Below are 16,848 nucleotides of genomic sequence, written 5' to 3'. Positions count from 1 at the left end.
GAGCCTGGATCCATGCGACTCAGCCGTCTGAACCGCGCCGTTCGTCCGGCTCTCGTCATCGTCGCCGCCCTGGTGGCGCTGTTGACCTGGGCGGTGTCGTCCCCTCCCGGGTCCAGCCCCGACGACGACTACCACATGGCGAGTATCTGGTGCGGCACCGTGGACTCGACCGACCTCTGTGAGCAGACCGGCGTGCCGTCCGAACGCGCACTGGCCACCGATGTCCTGGAGGCGGCCAGCTGTTTCGCCTTCGACCCCGACAAGGCGGCGACCTGCGCCTTGAACCCCGATGCGACGAAGCTGAGCACGCGTGGCAACTGGAACGGTGAGGCCTACCCGCCGGTGTACTACGCGGTCATGCATGCGTTCGCGGGTCACGACCTCTCCGTTTCGGTCGTCGCGATCCGTGCGGCGAACGCCATGCTGTACGTCGGCATCCTCGCCGTGCTCTTCTTCGTCATCCCCGCGACAGGGCGACGGGCGCTCGTCTGGGGAGCGCTCGTCACCTCGGTCCCGCTCGGGGTCTTCATCGTCGCCAGCGTGAACCCGAGTTCCTGGGCCGTCCTCTCGGCATCCGGTCTGTGGGTGGCCGTATGGGCCTTCTTCGTGCAATCGGGCTGGCGCAAGGCGGCTGCGGCCGTGCTCACCGTCCTGCTCGTCGTCATCGGTGCGGGCGCGCGCGGCGATTCGGCGGCGTACGCCGTGCTGGCGCTCATCGCCGGCACGGTGCTGGCCTTCCGCCGTGATCGTCGCTACGCGCGCGATCTTCTGCTTCCGGTCGGTCTCGTCGTCGTCTCGGCTGCCCTCTTCTTCACCGCCGGCCAGTCCGCCGTGGTGGGGGGAGCGACCGTGGTCAAGAACGACACGTACACCTTCTCGGAACTGCTCTTCATCAACATCAAGGCGTTGCCGCAGCTCCTCGCCGGCTTCCTCGGCACCTGGGGCCTGGGGTGGCTCGACACCTACATGCCCGGCATCGTGTGGGTGACGGCGCTCACCGTGTTCAGTGCCCTGGTCTTCTGGGGACTCCGCCTCGGGGACGCGCGCAAGTGGCTCGCCCTGGCGGGCGTGGGCGCGGGGGTCATCGCGGTTCCGCTGTACATCCTGATGCACGACGGCGTCGTTGTCGGCAACGGTGTCCAGCCCCGGTACGTCTTCCCCCTGATCGTGATGTTCGCCGGGATCGCGGTCTTCGGGTTCGCCCGGTCGTCGTTGGGGCTCGGGAAGGTTCAGCTGAGCGTCGCGGCGATCGGTCTGGTGGTCGCCAACAGCGTGGCGCTGCACGTGAACCTCCGACGGTACGTCACCGGTCTCGACCGTGTGGGCGTCAACCTCGATCGCGACATCGAATGGTGGTGGAACGCTCCGGTCTCTCCCATGGGCCTCTGGCTCATCGGCACGCTCTCGTTCGCGGCGATGGTCGGGCTTCTGCTCACGCTGGCATGGCCGAGTCGTGCGGCCGAGGCCGCGGACGGGGAATTCGCGCGCCCGAGGGGAGTCCAGGACGACGCCCAGACGATCGTCCCGGCCGATCGCGGTGACGACGGCTCCGTCGCGTCGTCGTCGACGCGCGCGGAACGTCGCCAACAGCTCGGCGGGCGAGCGTGACCTCGAGTGGGCGGTGGGGTCACGTCCGCGCCCACGCGGCGGCTCTCGGGTCCGTCGGTATCGCGAGCATCGTCGGCGCCGCTGCCGCCTTCGCGTTCCAGATTCTGACCGCTCGACTGCTCGGAACGGCCGATTTCGGCCTGCTCGCCGCCTTCTTCTCCATTGTCAATGTCGCAGCCATCGGCAGCTCCGCCCTCCAGAACTCCGTCGCCGTGCAGACGGCAGCCGACGGGGAGGCGTCGGAGCACTCGGGCTGGCGCATCCCCGTCGACGCCCTCCTCGTCGGTCTCCTCGGCGGGGGAGTCGTCGTCGCTGCAGCCCCCGCCCTGAGCACCGCCCTCGGCGCCAGCGTCGGAGTCGTCATCGCCGCCGCCGTGAGCATTCCGCTGAGTTTCCTCTTCGCGGCCTACGTGGGGCGCATCCAGGGTGCGGGTCGCGCGACGGCCGCCGTCGGATGGTCGACGGCATCCCTCATCCTGCGTGTCCTGCTCGCCGTACCCGCGTTGCTGCTCGGCGCCGGCGTCGGCGGAGCGGCCGGGGCCGTCGTTGCCGCCACGGGCGTGGCGGCTCTCGGGGCCGCGTTCGCCGCACGTCGAGCGCCCTCCCCGCGGCGGTCCATCTTCAGCGCAGACGGGGCGACCATCATGGTCATCACCATCGCGCTCGCCTGGCTGACCAGTGCGGATGTCTTCTTCCTGCGTATGCTCGCCGCGCCCGACCTCGCGGGCGAGTACGCGTCTGTGGCCGTGCTCGTCAAAGCGTCCTTCATTCTGCCGTCCACCCTCTCGCTGTACCTGCTGCCGCGCTTCGCCCGGAACAGGGAGAGCGTCGACCTCACCCGCGTCGGCGTGTACGCCTCCATCGGGGTGTCGGCTGCAGCGGGACTCGTTCTTCTGCTGGCGTTCTGGCTCGCGGGCGGACTGGTGATCGACATCGTCTTCTCCGACGCCTACGCGGGCGCGAAAGCCCTGCTGGTTCCCATCGCCGCGGCGTACGTCCCGTGGATCATCCTCCAGGGACTGCTGATCCAGTTGATCTCGGATGCCTCCCGACCGGCAGCCGCGGCACTCCTCGTCGCGGTGGGTATCCAGGCGGTCGTCTTCGTCGGCCTCCTGCCCGATGTGACGGCCGCCTTGACGGCGTTCAGCGCGCTCGGTTGGGTCCTTTGCGGCGTACTGGTCGCCGCGATGATGATCAAGCTCAGGCGCCCGTCGTCAGATCGGAGTGTTCGATGAATCGTCGCCGCGAAGGCATCACCGCGTACATCGCCGGGGGGCTCGGCAACCAGCTCTTCATCCTCGGCGCGGCGTGGGAGCAGGCAGAACGCCTCGGCGTGCCGCTGCTGCTGGACCGCTCCCACTTCGGAGTCGCGGGAACGCGCGGCTTCGAACTCGACGCTCTGCGCACACCCGCGGAGGTGCTGGATGCGGGGGAGAGTTGGCGCTCCGTCCGCATCTCATCCGAGCGCGTGCTGCCGTTCCCGACCCGTTTCGGCCGTATCCACCTCGAGCGCGACGCCGACCGTTACTCGCCGTCCATCGAATCGGTCCGGCCGGGAACGACCCTTGTGGGCTACTTTCAGTCGCCCCGCTACTTTCCCACGGTGGGGACCCGACTGCTGGATGCCATCGACTCGATGCCCGAGAGCGAGGGGGAGGCGGCCATCCTCCGTCGCATGCGCGATGAGCCTGCCGTAACGCTCCACTTGCGCCGTGGGGACTACTTGGCGGTGCCCACGGAGCGTCAATTCATCGCATCCGTCGGCTATGCACGGCGGTCCCTCCGCCTGCTGGGCGATCTCGGCGTCCGTCTTCCCGTGCGCGTCTTCTCCGATTCCGTGGATCTCGTGAAGGCGGAACTGGCGGATGTCGACGCGGATTTCGACTTCGTCGAGGACGACGGCTCGCTCGGTATCTGGAGCACCATCAAGGCGATGGCATCTGGTTCGGCCATGGTGATGAGCAACTCCAGCTTCAGTTGGTGGGCCGCCGCGCTCATGTCGCACCGGGGGGCGTCGCCGATCGTGATCGCGCCGCGTCCGTGGACCGCAGGGGGGACGGCGAAGGCCGACCTCCTCGCCCCGGATTGGATCACCCTCGACGCGCGCTGACCCGTTCGGTCGAGACGGCCGAGTCCACAGGGGCACGGCACGCCAGAGGTGAGGGATGCGGCCGGGCGTCAGCGCGCAGAGCGAGCCGTGCGCTCGAAAGCCTCGAGCATGCCCTCGGCCGAGGCGTCCCAGGTGAAGCGCTGCGCGCGGTCGTACCCGTCGGCCACCATGCGCGCGCGGTCGGTCGGATCACCGAGCGTGCGCCGGATCTGCGCGGCGATGGCCGCCGGATCGGTCGAGTCGAAATATCGCACGGCGTCTCCGCCCACCTCGCGCAGCACCGGGATGTCGGAGCAGATCACCGGGCACCCGCGCTCCATTCCCTCGAGGACGGGCAGTCCGAAGCCCTCGAACAGCGTCGGGAAGACGACGGCCGCGGAGCTGCGGTAGAGGTTCTCGACCTCGTCGTTCGTCAGCCACCCGCGGAGGTCGACCCACTTCTCGATTCCGAGCTCCGATGCGACGGCCCGCAGCGGGTCGTCTCCGTGGCTCCCGGAGATTGTCAGCACGGGGCGTTCCGCCTCGGGGATGAGGGCGAGCGCCTCGAGCAGGCGGGGGAAGTTCTTGTGCGGCATCCGGTTGCCGAGGCTGAACAAGCCCGAGCGGGGTCGGTTCGGGTCCGGCTCGGTCACGCCGGAACCACCCGGATGCACCACCGTGACGTCGCTTGGGTCGCGGCCGGTGACGTCGAGGATGTCCGTCCGCGCGGCCTCGGAGACGGTCACGATGTGGGTCGCGGCACGAGCGGCGCCCGAGATCAGCAGCTTCGTGGGGATCACGCCGAGCTTGCTGGGGAGGAACTCCGGTCGCTTGAATGCCAGCACGTCATGCAGCGTTAGCAGCATCGGGGCGGAAGGGCGCGGCGGCCCGAAGTTCGCCGGGGCGTGGATCAGGTCGGCGCCGGCTGCCCGGGCGGCGCGAGAGACACCGAACACCTCGCCCCACGCCCATTGCGGACGCTTGTCGCACTGCAGTCCCGAATCGATCAGACGACCGGGGAACCAGTCCACGCCGGCTGACACGAGCTCGCTGCTGGCGTAGCCGACGAACTCCCACCCCGGCCTCCCGCCAAGCCGCGAGTAGATCTGGCGCGCCACCGTCTCGGTGCCGCCCTGCTTTCCGGTGAAGAACAACAGGTCGACGAGCACGCGGGTCACGGAGCGATCCTACCGTCGGGGTCCACGGGGCCCGGGGCGGCGGCATCCGCTCTCGCCGGCTCCGACACGAGGTGGGTGTACGAACGCTTCGTCCGGCGGATCATCCACGCCGTCGAGATGGCTTCGGTCACGGCGTAGCCCACCGCCGTTCCGAGAGGACCGACGGCGAAGGTCAGCGCGATCATGATCGGCAGACCCACGGCGCTGGCGACGAGGGTCGCGACCATCACCGTGGAGGCGGCGTTCGCGGGGAACAGGAAGTGCCGGATCATCGAGGTGCGGGCGGAGTAGCACGCGAAGGCGAAGCCGAGCACGATCACGATGCCCAGCGGTGCCGCCGCCTGCTCGCCGAAGAGCACCAGGCTCACGAACGACCCCAGCGACCCCAGCGCGACCCATCCCAGCAGTCCCATGGCGACGTGCAGTCCGAGGGCGCGGCGCAGCCGCCGCGCGCGGGCCTCGCCGAAGACCTCCGCCGTCCAATACTGCAGAGCGTTGGCAAGGGTGATGGGCAGGAACTGGCCGAGCTTCACCATCTTGTCGCCGGAGGCGTAGCCCGCGGCATCCGCGGGATCGACGGCCGTGACGAGGGGAACGGGGACGGAGGAGTAGAGACCCAGGGCTCCCTCGTTCACGGCGACGGGGGCCGTGTGACGGAACAATCCCGGGATGCTGCGGCGGGAGGGCCACGCCGCCGGGAAGCGCCCGAGGATGCGCGAGGTGTAGAGCGTCGTCCCCACCAGTGTCACCGCGATGCCGGACAGGGGATACAGCTCCACCGGCGCACCGAGGAAACCGATGGCGCCGGCCACGGCGATCGCTGCCACGACTCGAGGCACCGCGTCGTAGAGGGCGATCGACCAGGGGTCGCCCAGACCGACGGCGAACCACGTGTACGACAGCGCGATGAGAGCCCCTTGCAGGCCCATCAGCACGGCGAGCAGCGCATACCCGTCGGAGGCGACGAGCGCGCAGACGACCGCCATCAACGGCAGGGCGATGAGTGCCGTCAATGACCGGACGACAACCGCTTCCCGGTAGAGCTGACCCCGTCGGGCGTCGGACGCCACTGCCACCATCGCCGGGCCCACCGTGGTCCAGCCGAACGCGAGGGCGATCGCGGCGAAGGTGCCGACCGCCTCGCCCGCCAGCGCACTCGCCCACCCTTCCGGACCCGTGGTGCGGGCGAGGAAGGGGAGGACGACGAGGGGGGAGACCGCGGCGAGGGCAGGCAGGACGGTGAAGCCGAGGAGACGCCGTCGAGTGGCTCGGCTGTCGGATGCCGGAGCAGCGATGGCTGGTCCTAGCTCTCGATGACGGCTTCGGGGCGCTGCTCGCGCCGGGGCGTGGTGAGCACGCCCGAGAAGAAGCTCATCATCGCGGTCTGGAACCCGAGGATGATCAGCAGCGCACTGGGCACGGCGATTCGCACCGCTTGCGCAGCGTTCTGCGCGCCGAAGTCGAGGTTGCCCCACACCGCCACCTGCACGATGCCGATGATGATGCCCAGGAAGAACAGTCCCACGCCGATGAGCAGGCCGCGCTCCGCGGACCACTTGGCGACGATGCGCCGGTATCTCTCGCTCGTCGGAAGGAATCCCTCCTGGGTGGCGTAGAGCTTGGTCAGCCAGAAGAAGAGCAGCGATTGGAACCCGATGACGCACAGGGCGCTGGCGTAGACCATCGTGGTCACGTCGAAACCGACCCCGCCGATGTTGACCCCGCCGAAGGCGAGCACGCCGACGGCGATCGCACCCAGGAAGAACGCGACCAGACCCGGGTAGACGAAGAGCCAGCGCGGCGCGAACAGCAGCAGGAAGCGGAGGTGGCGCCACCCGTCGTGCCAGCTGCGCAGGTGCGGCGGGCGGGAGCGGCCGTCCTTCTTCAGCGTGGTGGGCACTTCTTCGATGCGGTAGCGCGCGAGCGAGGCGCGCACGACCATCTCGGAGGCGAACTCCATGCCGGTGGTCTGCAGGTCGAGCGCGCGGATACGGGCGCGGTTGAAGCCGCGCAGGCCGCAGTGGAAGTCGCGGATGCCGGGGCGGAAGAACAGCTCGCCGATAAACGAGAGCACGGGGTTTCCGAGGTACTTGTGCAGCGGCGGCATGGCGCCGGGCGCGATCCCGCCGCGGAAGCGGTTGCCCATCACGAGGTCGGCGCCGGCGCGGAGGCGCTCGACGAACGGCTCGAGGTTCTCGAAGTCGTAGCTGTCGTCGGCATCCGCCATGATGACGTACCGGCCGTGGGCCGTGTCGATGCCGTTGATGAGGGCGGCGCCGTACCCGCGGCGCGGGGCGTGCGAGACGCGCGCGCCGAGGCGCTCGGCGATGGCCTGCGAGCCGTCGGTGCTGCCGTTGTCGGAGATGAGGACCTCACCCCGGATGCCGCTGCGCTGAAGGAACCCCTGCGCCTTGCGGATGCAGACCTCCAGGGTCTCGGCCTCGTTCAGGCAGGGCATGAGGATCGTCAGTTCGACGTCCGTCGGGGCGGGGATGCTCACGTGCGGTCTTCTTTCGTCTTCACCGGGTTCGGGATCGGCAGCGGCAGGGCCGAGAGGATGTTCTCCACGGTGCGGCGGATGGTACGGGTGCCGACGGCGGTGTCGTACCAGGCGCGCGAGGTGCGGCGCAGGTCGTCACCGCCGTCGACGACGTCCCGGATGGCCCGGGCGAGGTCGTCGGGTCGGGTGGTGGGCGAGACGACGCCGTTGACGCCGGCGTCGATGAGTTCGGTGGCGGCGTTGCCCTCGTCGGCGACGAGGACGACCGGGGTGCCGTGGGCATTGGCCTCCACGACGACCAGGCCGTAACCCTCGCGGCGCGACGGGTTCGCCAGGGCCACCGCTCCGTGCAGCAGGCGGTCGAGTTCGGCATCCGAGACGAAACCGGGGAAGTCGGTCCAGGTCTCGCCGCCGACGCGTCGGACCTCGGCGCGGATGGTCTCGGAGCTGGGCCCCGTGCCCAGGATGACGAGCCGGAGGTCGGGGATCTGCTCGCGGGCCGCGGCGACGGCGGCGGGCAGCACCTCGACGCGCTTGTCGGGGATGTGGCGTCCCGCGTAGAGGACGTACGGCGGGTTCGCCGCCGGGGCGGGCGGGGCGACGTCGGCTGCGCCGTCGATGAGGCCCGGGCTCACCAGGGGTGGTCGGCGCAGACCCTCGCGGCGCAGGCGGGAGGCCGTGAGTTGCGAGTGGCACGTGGCCAGGGGCGTCACGGCGATGGCCGCGCGCTGGAGCGCCCAGGCGATGGTGCCGGTGACCGCACCCGCGTACTCGACCCACTGCCGGCGGTGCCACACTTCGAGGTAATCGACGACCAGCCTCGTGCCGGAACCCAGCAGGGCGAGGCGGGCGGCGAAGACGTTGAAGATCGGCAAACCGCTGACGATGACCGCCGTGTAGTCGCGGCGGCGGCGTGCGAGAGCGCCGAACAACGATGCGGCGAAGCGCAGAGCGGCGGGGATCCGGCGGACGCCACGGGCGTCGTACAACGACAGGCGCGGCGTGATCGGCACCGTGCGGAAGAGGGTGTCGGTCGGCACGGGTCCGTCCCACTGGAGCGCTGTGAGGTAGTCGACATCGAAGCCCAACTCACTCAGCGTCTCTGCCACCGCGCGGTACTGGCGCTCTCCGCCACCGGTGGTGAACGGGAAGAGGCAGTCGTAGGCGACGGCGACCGTCGAAGAGCGCGCCACTCAGCACCCCTCGATGCGGAAGAGCCGGGCGTTGGGGCCCTGCGAGTCCACGAGCACGAGATGCGGCGAAGGCGCAAGGTCCTGGATGCCGTCGTAGGCGGCGGCGCCCGCGGGGTCGATGACGTCTTGACGGCCGAAGTCGAGCACATAATCGATGCCGATGTCGTCGATGGTCCGGCAGACGGCCGGGTCGGACTCGATATCGCGAAGGTTCGCATTCAGGAACAGCTGCTCGTCAGAGGGCGAGCCGAAGATGTGGCGCTGCGTGACCTCCCGGCCCGAGAACGCCAGGGCGAGCGAGGCGCCCGTGCGAGGGCTGCCGGCGATCAGGGCGTCGGGCGGGGTCTCGTCGGCGAGGCGCCCCAGTAGCGCCTCTTCATCGGACGAGAGGATGAGAGAACTGTCGGTATAGGCGTAGGCCTCGTTGACCTGACCGAGCGCGATGCGGACGTTGGGGCCGAGCGCCACCGAGAAAACGGCCAGGATGCCGACAATCGCTGCGACCGGGGTCACCCAGGCGCGAACGCGTCGGTGGGCTGCGAGGCGGAGAGCCACGTCGACGATGACGAGGGCGCCCAGGGTCGCGACGGGGATGGCGACGAGGGGCAGCAGAGCGGCCAAGCGGTTGGAGTCGTTGTACCAGGGGTTGGTCAGCAGCTGCCGCAACGGGTGGTCGATACGCAGCCCGGAGGCGACGACGAACAGCAGAACGCCGACGGCGAAGGGTGCGATCACGGGCAGCAGACGCGGCATCCGGGCGACCGTGATGAAGCCGACGACGAGCAGAAGGGTCACCAGCACGGTCGGCGTGTACCCGCGGGGGGCCGCGAACAGGCCCTCACCGAGCGACTGCGCCGTCTGCTGCCACGGCGTCCATCCCGAGTGCTCCGCACCCGTGCGGAACAGGAGGAGGGTGACGGCCGATGCGGCCGCGAGACCGGCCGTCGCGGCGACGAGCGCGATGACCGAGGAACGCGTCCGGGCGATCACGGCGGCGATCGCCAGGGAGGTGACGACGAATGCGGCGGCGAAGAGCAGCAGGCTGAGGAAGGCGTTGGGGTGTCCGAGGAACGTCCCCCCGGAGAGCAGGGCGATCAGCAACGCCGAGCGGACCCCGGCCGGTGCTCCGCGTTCCGGCAACGAGGAGACCACCGCAGCCAATGCGGCCGGCACCATCGCGTAGCCGACGAGGTTGGGGTAGAGGACTCCCCAATTGAAGAACAGCGCGGGGAATGCGCCGAAACCGGTGGACAGAGCCGCCGAGACGACGAAAGCGGTGCGCCGCTGGGCGAAGAACGCGCCGGCGAGAGCCATCGTCGACGCCGGCCAGAGGATGGAGACGATGGCGAGGTTCGCCCCGTTCACAGCGACCGGCACCGTTGCGCCGGTGAGCTCGGCTCCGAGGGTGGTGAGGGCGTGCCACGCATTCGGGTAGAAACCGATGTCGGAGGTCGCGCCGATCTGGAAGGGGGACGAGCTGCCCGACTTGAGGGCGAGTCCGATCGCATTCAGATGGACGATGTTGTCGAAGCGTTGCGCGATGTTCTCCGGCTCGCCGAACGCGCGGACGAAGGAGACGAGGCTCACCGCGGCGGCGGCGGCCAGCGAGAGGAGTGCTACAAGAGGGGCGCGTCGGCCGTTTGGTGCCGCGTCGACCCCCGCCCCGCGGCGGAGCAGGAGAGCGATGGCGACCACCACGATCGTGACGAGAGCGACTGGCAGCAGGTTCCACGTCAGACCGACGACGGGGGCGAGAGTGGCCGCGACGGCCACGATGGTCGCGGAAACGGCCGGCGCCAGCAACAGGCGTCCTGGGCTCCGCCACCCCCAACCGGCGACGACGACCGTGAGGCCGGGCACGATCAGAACGGCCGCGGCGACCAGGTACGACGGAATCGCGCTGACCCAATCACCCATGCAGTTTCGTCCCCATCCGCGGCTTTTCGACACGTCATCGTATCGGACGGTCACTGCGGGGCCGCTGAGCGCCCCCGGTGACCGTGCAGGCAGCGTGGGTAGTATCGAGCGTTGTCCCCGGTGGGGCGTCCCCTTCTTCTTGACGTGAAAGTCGTGTGCTCGGTATGGATCTCCTCATCGTCGGTTCGGGTTTCTTCGGCCTCACCATCGCCGAGCGCGCGGCCGCCGCGGGCCGCAAGGTCACCGTCATCGACCGTCGTCACCACATCGGCGGCAACGCCTACTCGGCGGACGAGCCCGAGACCGGTATCGAGGTGCACCAGTACGGTGCGCACCTGTTCCACACGTCGAACCCGACGGTGTGGGAGTACGTCAACCGCTTCACGGATTTCACCTCGTACGTCCACCGCGTCTACACGACGCACAAGAACGTCGTGTTCCCTCTGCCGATCAACCTCGGCACCATCAACCAGTTCTTCCAGGCCGCCTACACGCCCGATCAGGCGAAGGCCTTGGTGCAGGAGCTCGCGGGGGAGTTCGACGCGAAGGATGCCGCGAACCTCGAGGAGAAGGGCATCGCTCTCATCGGCCGCCCGCTGTACGAGGCGTTCATCCGCGATTACACCGCGAAGCAGTGGCAGACCGATCCGAAGGACCTGCCGGCGGAGGTCATCTCGCGCCTTCCGGTGCGGTACACGTACGACAACCGCTACTTCAACGACACGTGGGAGGGACTGCCGGTCGACGGCTACACCGCGTGGCTGGAGCGCATGGCCGACCACCCGAACATCGACGTGAAGCTGTCGACGGACTACTTCGACGAGTCGCAGCCGCTGAACAAGAAGGACACCGTCGGACAGGTGCCCGTGGTCTACACCGGCCCGGTCGACCGGTACTTCGACTACGCCGAGGGCGAGCTGTCGTGGCGCACGCTCGACTTCGAGCAGGAGGTGCTGCCGATCGGCGACTTCCAGGGCACGAGCGTGATGAACTACGCCGATGCCGACGTGCCGTACACGCGCATCCACGAGTTCAAGCACTTCCACCCCGAACGCGCCGACCGCTACCCGACCGACAAGACCGTCGTGGTGCGCGAGTACTCCCGCTTCGCCACGCGGGCGGACGAGCCGTACTACCCGGTGAACACCGCCGACGACCGCACCGGGCTGCTGGCCTATCGCGAGCTCGCCAAGGGCGAGCGCGACGTGCACTTCGGCGGGCGTCTGGGAACGTACCAGTACCTCGACATGCACATGGCGATCGGGGCGGCGCTGTCGATGTGGAACAACCAGCTCGCGTGACGTCCCCGTGCGTCTGACCCTCGGGTCCAGGCCCCTGTCGACGAGCGTCGACCGGGCGGACGAGGGACGCTGGGCGTACCGGCCCGACATCGACGGGCTGCGCGCCGTGGCCATCCTGCTGGTCGTTTCGTACCACGTGTGGTTCGGTCGGGTGTCCGGTGGCGTCGACGTCTTCCTCATGCTGTCGGCGTTCTTCCTCACCCGTGGCTTCATCCGGAGGATGGCGGGGCCTGCCCCCGTGCGGCCGGTGACGCACCTGCTGGGCGTCTTCCGCCGGCTGCTGCCGGCCGCCGCGGTGACCCTCGTCGGCATCCTGGCCGTGGTGTGGGTGGCGTATCCGGAGACGTCATGGCGCCCGGTGTGGGAGCAGACCTGGGCCTCGCTCCTGTACTCGCAGAACTGGCTGCTGGCGGCGGATGCCGTCGACTACTACGCGCGTACGGAGATGCCGAGTCCGCTGCAGCACTTCTGGTCGATGTCGGTGCAGGGCCAGGCCTTCGCGCTCTGGATCGTACTGCTCGGGGTGTGCCAGGTCGCGGTCCGCCGGTGGGGCCTGTCGCCGGACCGCGTCGTCGGCGGGGTGTTCGGCGGGGTGTTCGCACTCTCGTTCGTCTATTCCGTGATCCGCACGGCGACCGCGCAGCAGGCCGCGTATTTCGACACGGGCGCGCGGTTGTGGGAGTTCGCCGCCGGGTCGCTGCTCGTCGTGGCCCTGCCGCACCTGCGCCTCGCGGAGGCGTGGCGGGCCGTCATCGGGTGGGCCGGACTGGCGGGGCTGCTCGTGCTCGGCATGGTCCTGGACGTGCAGGGGGGCTTCCCCGGCTTCCTCGCGTTGTGGCCCGTGCTGTGTGCGGCCGCCATCGTCGTCTCGGGCACGGGGGAGGGCCGTTTCGGGCCGACCCGGCTGCTCGCGTCGCGCCCGCTGCGCGCGGTCGGTCGCGACGCCTACGCGCTGTACCTCGTGCACTGGCCGGTGCTGGTGACGTTCATGGTCGCCGGCGACGGCGCCGACGTCGGACTCGTCGGGGGGCTGGGGATCGTCGTGCTGTCGCTGCTGCTGGCGCGCGCGTTGACGTGGGCCGTCGACCGGCCGGTACGAGCATGGCGCGGCGGCGACTCGTCGCCGCTCGTGCCCGTCGCGGTGCTCGCCGCGGCCGCCGGCGTGGTCGTGTTGCCGGTCGGAACCTGGCAGACGACCACGTGGCTGCACGAACGTGAGGTCGAGGCGCGCGCCCAGGTCATGAACCCCGGCGCCGCGGTGCTGCGTGACACCGCGCTGGCGGAGATCCCCGCGGATGCGACGCTGCTCCCGCTGGCGACACTGCTCGATGACGAGTGGGTGCAACTCGAGCGCGAGTGCACGGGCGACTGGGCCGTCCTCTCGGAGGAGCTGCAGGGAACCTGTCACGAGAGCCCGCATACCGCGCGCGCTCGGCACACGATCGCGGTCGTCGGCGACTCGCACGCGCAGCAGATCACGGCAGCGTTGCTGCCGGCGGCCGAGACGAACGGATGGGGCGTGGTCCACCTCATCAAGGGCGGATGCTCCATGGGACTCGACGAGCCCGGCATGGACGAGCGCTGCGATTCCTGGCGCGAGGCGGCGATCAGCCTCGTCGAACAGGTGCAGCCCGACGCGGTGCTGACCGTGGTGACCCGCTCCGACGCGGGGGAGGACGACGAGAAGGTCCGCCCCGGCGTCGAGCGGTTCGTCGACCGGATGGCGGCGGCGGGGGTCGACGTGCTCGCCGTCCGGGACAACCCGCGCTTCGCGTTCGACATGTTCGCGTGCGTCGTGGATGCCGTCGACCCCCTCGACTGCGCCGTCCCCCGCTCGGCATCCCTCGCCGACAGCAACCCCGCGGACGCCCTCGCGGGCCCCGGCGTGAGCGTGCTCGATTTCACGCCGTGGATCTGCCCCGACGACCTGTGCGTGGGCGTGATCGGGAATGTCGCGGTGTACCACGACGACAACCACCTGACGCGCCTTTACGCGCGCACGCTCGCTCCGACGTTGGCGGAGCAGCTCCCCGCGCAGTTCGGCTGATCGCCCGACGCGCCCGGCTCGACGAGCGAGAGGGTGACGACGGCCCGCGGCCGATGTCGCAGCGGCATCAGCGGACGGGCTGCGTCTCCAGCGGCGGCATCGGCTCCCACGATTCGTCGCGCGAGATCGCCCGGCCGTCACGCAGGCCACGGAACAGGTGGCTCGTGCCGCTGATCTTCCGCTCCACGACGACGAGGCGGATCAGCTCCTTGACGAAGGTGAGAGCCGTGCCCGCGGTGAAGGGGAGTGCGCGGTAGACGCCGAGTGCCCGGTAGTACTTCTGCAGGTACGCGCGGTTGCGCATGATGTAGTACCGGTAGGCGTCGCTCGAGGCGTTCATGTGGCGGATGCCCATGTCCCACTGCTTGATCTCGCGCGTGCGGCGCAGCACGAACTCGTTGACGATGACCGACGGCGTCTCGCGCGATGCGAGCCAGCCGTAGAGCTGGTCGTCCCAGTAGATGAAGAAGCGGGGATCGGGCAGGCCGATCTTCGCGACGATGTCGCGGTGGATGAACATGCCCTCGAAACACCCCGAGTTCATCGGCTTGAAACCGGACTCGTCGAAGGCCGCGGGGGCGTAGGGGATCGGGATCGCCATCGACTCGGCGATGCGGTACTGCCAGTAGAACTCGCTGCCGTCGTAGTCGTAGCGGCGGCCCTGGATGCTGCGGAACCGCGGAGCCCAGTGCCCCATGCGGGCGAGCCCGTCGGTGACGACCTCGACGTCGTCGTCCATGAGCCAGATCCACTCGGAGCCCAGCTCGTAGGCGACGCGCATGCCCTCGCTGAACCCGCCCGACCCGCCGGTGTTCGTCTCGAGGCGGCGGTAGACCAGCTCGGTGGGCAGGCGGTCGCGGAACGACTCCACGACGGCGGTGGTGTCGTCGGTGGAGGCGTTGTCGATGATCACCAGGTGCCCCGGTGCCGGCGACATCCGCTCGATGCTCTCGAGCAGACGCGTGAGCAGGTGCGTGCGGTTGTAGGTGACGACGACGATCGTGGCGGTCGCGGGATCGAATGCGGTCACGAGAGCTCCTCGAACGTCGTGCGCCACTGTCGCTCCGAGACCAGATCGGGCAACGCACGGCGGTACTGGCGGGACAGGCGCGGCCATTCCCGCTGCAGGCGGCGGTGCAGGCGCCAGCTCTCCGCGAGCATGCGGCGGAACATCGCGCGATCACGCGTGTAGACGTTCTTGCCGGAGCCGTCGGCGGCGCTCACCAGCGCGCTGTCGTACTGCGGAACGCGCCACCAGTTCGCGTCGCCCTTGCCGAACTCCACCTCGGGCTGGGCGACGTTCTCGGGCTTCGGCGTGTGCAGCCAGTGCGACAGCAGCGTGCGCGCGGTGAACGTGCGCAACGCGATGCCCGTGGGGCTGTCGAACTGGTGCTGCTTGAGACGTTTGAACACCTGTCGACCGCGTCGGGAGCGCAGGGGGACGCCGGAATCCTTGTGGACCGTCGTCTCCGGATGCTTCTTGGCCACGGCGCGCGCATCGGGCATGGCCGTGGCGAGGTTCGCGCGCATGTGATCCGGCCCGGACAGCACGTCGCGCAGTGCACGCAGACGCAGCTCCACGGGGTAGTACTGCATCATCATGAGGTGCTTCAGGTCGACACGTCGGCTGTGACGGATGAGCGTGCCGCCCCGCGGTGACTGCGAGTGCAGCAGCCCCGCCACGATGCGGTTGCGCGCGTGGAAGTACGCCTGCCAGTCGATCGAGTCGTCCTTGCCGACCCAGGAGACGTGCCAGAGCGCCACGCCGGGCATCGAGACGGTGGGGTAGCCGGCATCCCGCGCCCGGACGCAGAACTCCGCGTCATCCCACTTGATGAAAGCCGGAAGCGCCAGTCCGATCTCGCGCAGGATGCTGGTGGGGATGAGACACATCCACCAGCCGTTGTAATCGGCGTCGAGCCGCATGTGCAGCAGGGGCGACTGGCGGAGGTTCGCGACGCTGAAATCGTGGGGGAGACGCTCTTGGAAGAGCGCCCGCCACATGAAGGGGGCGTCGTCGACGACCTCGGCCCACGCGTGCAGCTTCGGGCGGTCGAGGAGGTCGAACATGTGCGCGCCCACGATGGTGGGAACCGAGGCGTACCGGCCGAACACCACCGACCGGCGGATGGACTCGGGCTCGATGCGCACGTCGTCGTCGAGGAGCTGGACGAAGTCGCTTCCCTCGCGCGCGAGGGTCTCGACCATCGCGCGGGCGAAGCCGCCGGAGCCGCCGAGGTTGGGCTGACGGATGATCCGCAGCGTCTCGCCCAGTCGCTCGGCCACCGTGGGGTAGGCGTCCTGCGCCTCGACGAGGTCGGTGCCCTGATCGATGATGAAGACGCGGTCGACGACGTCGAGCACGTCGGGGGCGTCGGCGAGGGCGCCCAGCGTCTCGACGCAGTAGTCGGGCTTGTTGTACGTGGTGATGCCGATGCTCGCCTTGCCGTCGCGGGCGGGTTCGTGCTCGGTCGTCCACTCCGCGCCCTCGAACGTGGCATCGGTGCGATCGGCGGCGATGTCGAACCAGATCCAGCCGCCGTCGCTGTACTGATCGAGCACGAGATCGAACGTCGTCGCCGTGTTCTCGCCCCGCACCTCTCGGGTGTCGAGACGCTGTTTGGTTCCGCCACCGTTCGAGCGGTAGACCAGGAGCGTGGCATCCCCCGACGTGCGCACGGTCAGGCGCACCTGGCGGACGCTCGTCCAGTGCTGCCAGTACGACGCCGGGAACGCGTTGAAGTACGTGCCGAACGACACCCGCCGGCCGGCGACGATGCGCGCACGGTGGCGGTCGAGGATGTTCGCCAGCTGAGCGACGTTGGTGACCCGCACCGGCTCCTCGTCGATCGTGGACCACGTCTCGGGGTCGACGTACAGAGGCAGGAGGTCGGGATCGCGGTCGAGAGGAAGGACGGCGTTCTGGAGGGTGTACGTCACGAAGAGGTCTTTCGTCTAGGAGCCGCGGCCGCGGACGGCCAGCGGGAAGTCTACCCGGCGCGTCTGCGCGCCCCC

At 69.5% G+C, this 16,848-nt stretch carries 12 protein-coding genes; 5 read left to right on the top strand and 7 right to left on the bottom strand.

All coding sequences use genetic code 11. The features are described from left to right. Nucleotides 1-12: 12 nt before the first annotated feature. From QE410_RS12005 to QE410_RS11995, 3 genes are read left to right on the top strand one after another with little or no spacing between them, the layout of a single operon-like run. On the top strand, nt 13-1,608 hold the full coding sequence (locus QE410_RS12005; RefSeq protein WP_307332236.1) for a DUF2142 domain-containing protein: 1,596 nt from the start codon (nt 13-15) through the stop codon (nt 1,606-1,608). After that, nucleotides 1,605-2,843, top strand: coding sequence for a lipopolysaccharide biosynthesis protein (locus tag QE410_RS12000; RefSeq protein ID WP_307332233.1), 1,239 nt, complete (start codon nt 1,605-1,607; stop codon nt 2,841-2,843). The genes QE410_RS12005 and QE410_RS12000 overlap by 4 nt, the downstream gene beginning before the upstream one ends. Next, on the top strand, nt 2,840-3,718 hold the full coding sequence (locus QE410_RS11995; protein ID WP_307332231.1) for an alpha-1,2-fucosyltransferase: 879 nt from the start codon (nt 2,840-2,842) through the stop codon (nt 3,716-3,718). Before QE410_RS12000 ends, QE410_RS11995 begins: the two co-directional genes overlap by 4 nt. A gap of 68 nt (nt 3,719-3,786) precedes the next feature. Here the strand turns inward: QE410_RS11995 and QE410_RS11990 are convergent, their stop codons facing one another. The 5 genes from QE410_RS11990 to QE410_RS11970 all read right to left on the bottom strand — a co-directional run bounded on the left by QE410_RS11990 (nt 3,787) and on the right by QE410_RS11970 (nt 10,485). Beyond that, a complete protein-coding gene (locus QE410_RS11990) occupies nt 3,787-4,875 on the bottom strand; it encodes a glycosyltransferase family 1 protein (RefSeq protein WP_307332228.1) in 1,089 nt (362 codons plus the stop codon). Beyond that, nucleotides 4,872-5,888, bottom strand: a complete 1,017-nt coding sequence (locus QE410_RS11985; RefSeq protein WP_307332226.1) for a hypothetical protein — start codon at nt 5,886-5,888, stop codon at nt 4,872-4,874. Before QE410_RS11985 ends, QE410_RS11990 begins: the two co-directional genes overlap by 4 nt. Nucleotides 5,889-6,178: 290 nt before the next feature. Continuing rightward, complete coding sequence (locus QE410_RS11980) at nt 6,179-7,375, bottom strand: glycosyltransferase family 2 protein (RefSeq protein WP_307332224.1); 1,197 nt, start codon at nt 7,373-7,375, stop codon at nt 6,179-6,181. Continuing rightward, the gene (locus QE410_RS11975) at nt 7,372-8,568 is read right to left on the bottom strand and encodes a glycosyltransferase family 4 protein (protein WP_307332220.1); all 1,197 of its coding nucleotides are present in this window, start codon (nt 8,566-8,568) and stop codon (nt 7,372-7,374) included. Before QE410_RS11975 ends, QE410_RS11980 begins: the two co-directional genes overlap by 4 nt. Next, nucleotides 8,569-10,485 carry a DUF6541 family protein gene (locus QE410_RS11970; protein ID WP_307332217.1) on the bottom strand — a complete coding sequence of 639 codons (1,917 nt, stop codon included), beginning with the start codon at nt 10,483-10,485 and terminating at the stop codon, nt 8,569-8,571. It abuts the gene before it with no gap. 164 nt (nt 10,486-10,649) lie between these two features. Between QE410_RS11970 and glf the strand changes: the two genes are divergently transcribed. Together glf and QE410_RS11960 are read left to right on the top strand one after the other, a co-directional pair. After that, nucleotides 10,650-11,786 carry a UDP-galactopyranose mutase gene (gene glf, locus QE410_RS11965; RefSeq protein ID WP_307332214.1) on the top strand — a complete coding sequence of 379 codons (1,137 nt, stop codon included), beginning with the start codon at nt 10,650-10,652 and terminating at the stop codon, nt 11,784-11,786. A gap of 7 nt (nt 11,787-11,793) precedes the next feature. Further along, the gene (locus tag QE410_RS11960) at nt 11,794-13,833 is read left to right on the top strand and encodes an acyltransferase family protein (protein WP_307332211.1); all 2,040 of its coding nucleotides are present in this window, start codon (nt 11,794-11,796) and stop codon (nt 13,831-13,833) included. Nucleotides 13,834-13,900: 67 nt separating this feature from the next. Here QE410_RS11960 and QE410_RS11955 read toward each other — a convergent pair whose 3' ends face one another. Beyond that, on the bottom strand, nt 13,901-14,863 hold the full coding sequence (locus tag QE410_RS11955) for a glycosyltransferase family 2 protein (protein ID WP_307332209.1): 963 nt from the start codon (nt 14,861-14,863) through the stop codon (nt 13,901-13,903). After that, nucleotides 14,860-16,773: a glycosyltransferase gene (locus QE410_RS11950; RefSeq protein WP_307332206.1), complete on the bottom strand. Its 1,914-nt coding sequence runs from the start codon at nt 16,771-16,773 to the stop codon at nt 14,860-14,862. Before QE410_RS11950 ends, QE410_RS11955 begins: the two co-directional genes overlap by 4 nt. Between the last annotated feature and the right edge of the window lie 75 nt (nt 16,774-16,848).

It is taken from the genome of Microbacterium sp. SORGH_AS_1204 (genome assembly GCF_030818935.1).
GTDB lineage: Bacteria > Actinomycetota > Actinomycetes > Actinomycetales > Microbacteriaceae > Microbacterium.
The sequence above is the reverse complement of the archived record's forward strand: the minus strand, read 5'-3'. Positions and strand labels throughout refer to the sequence as shown.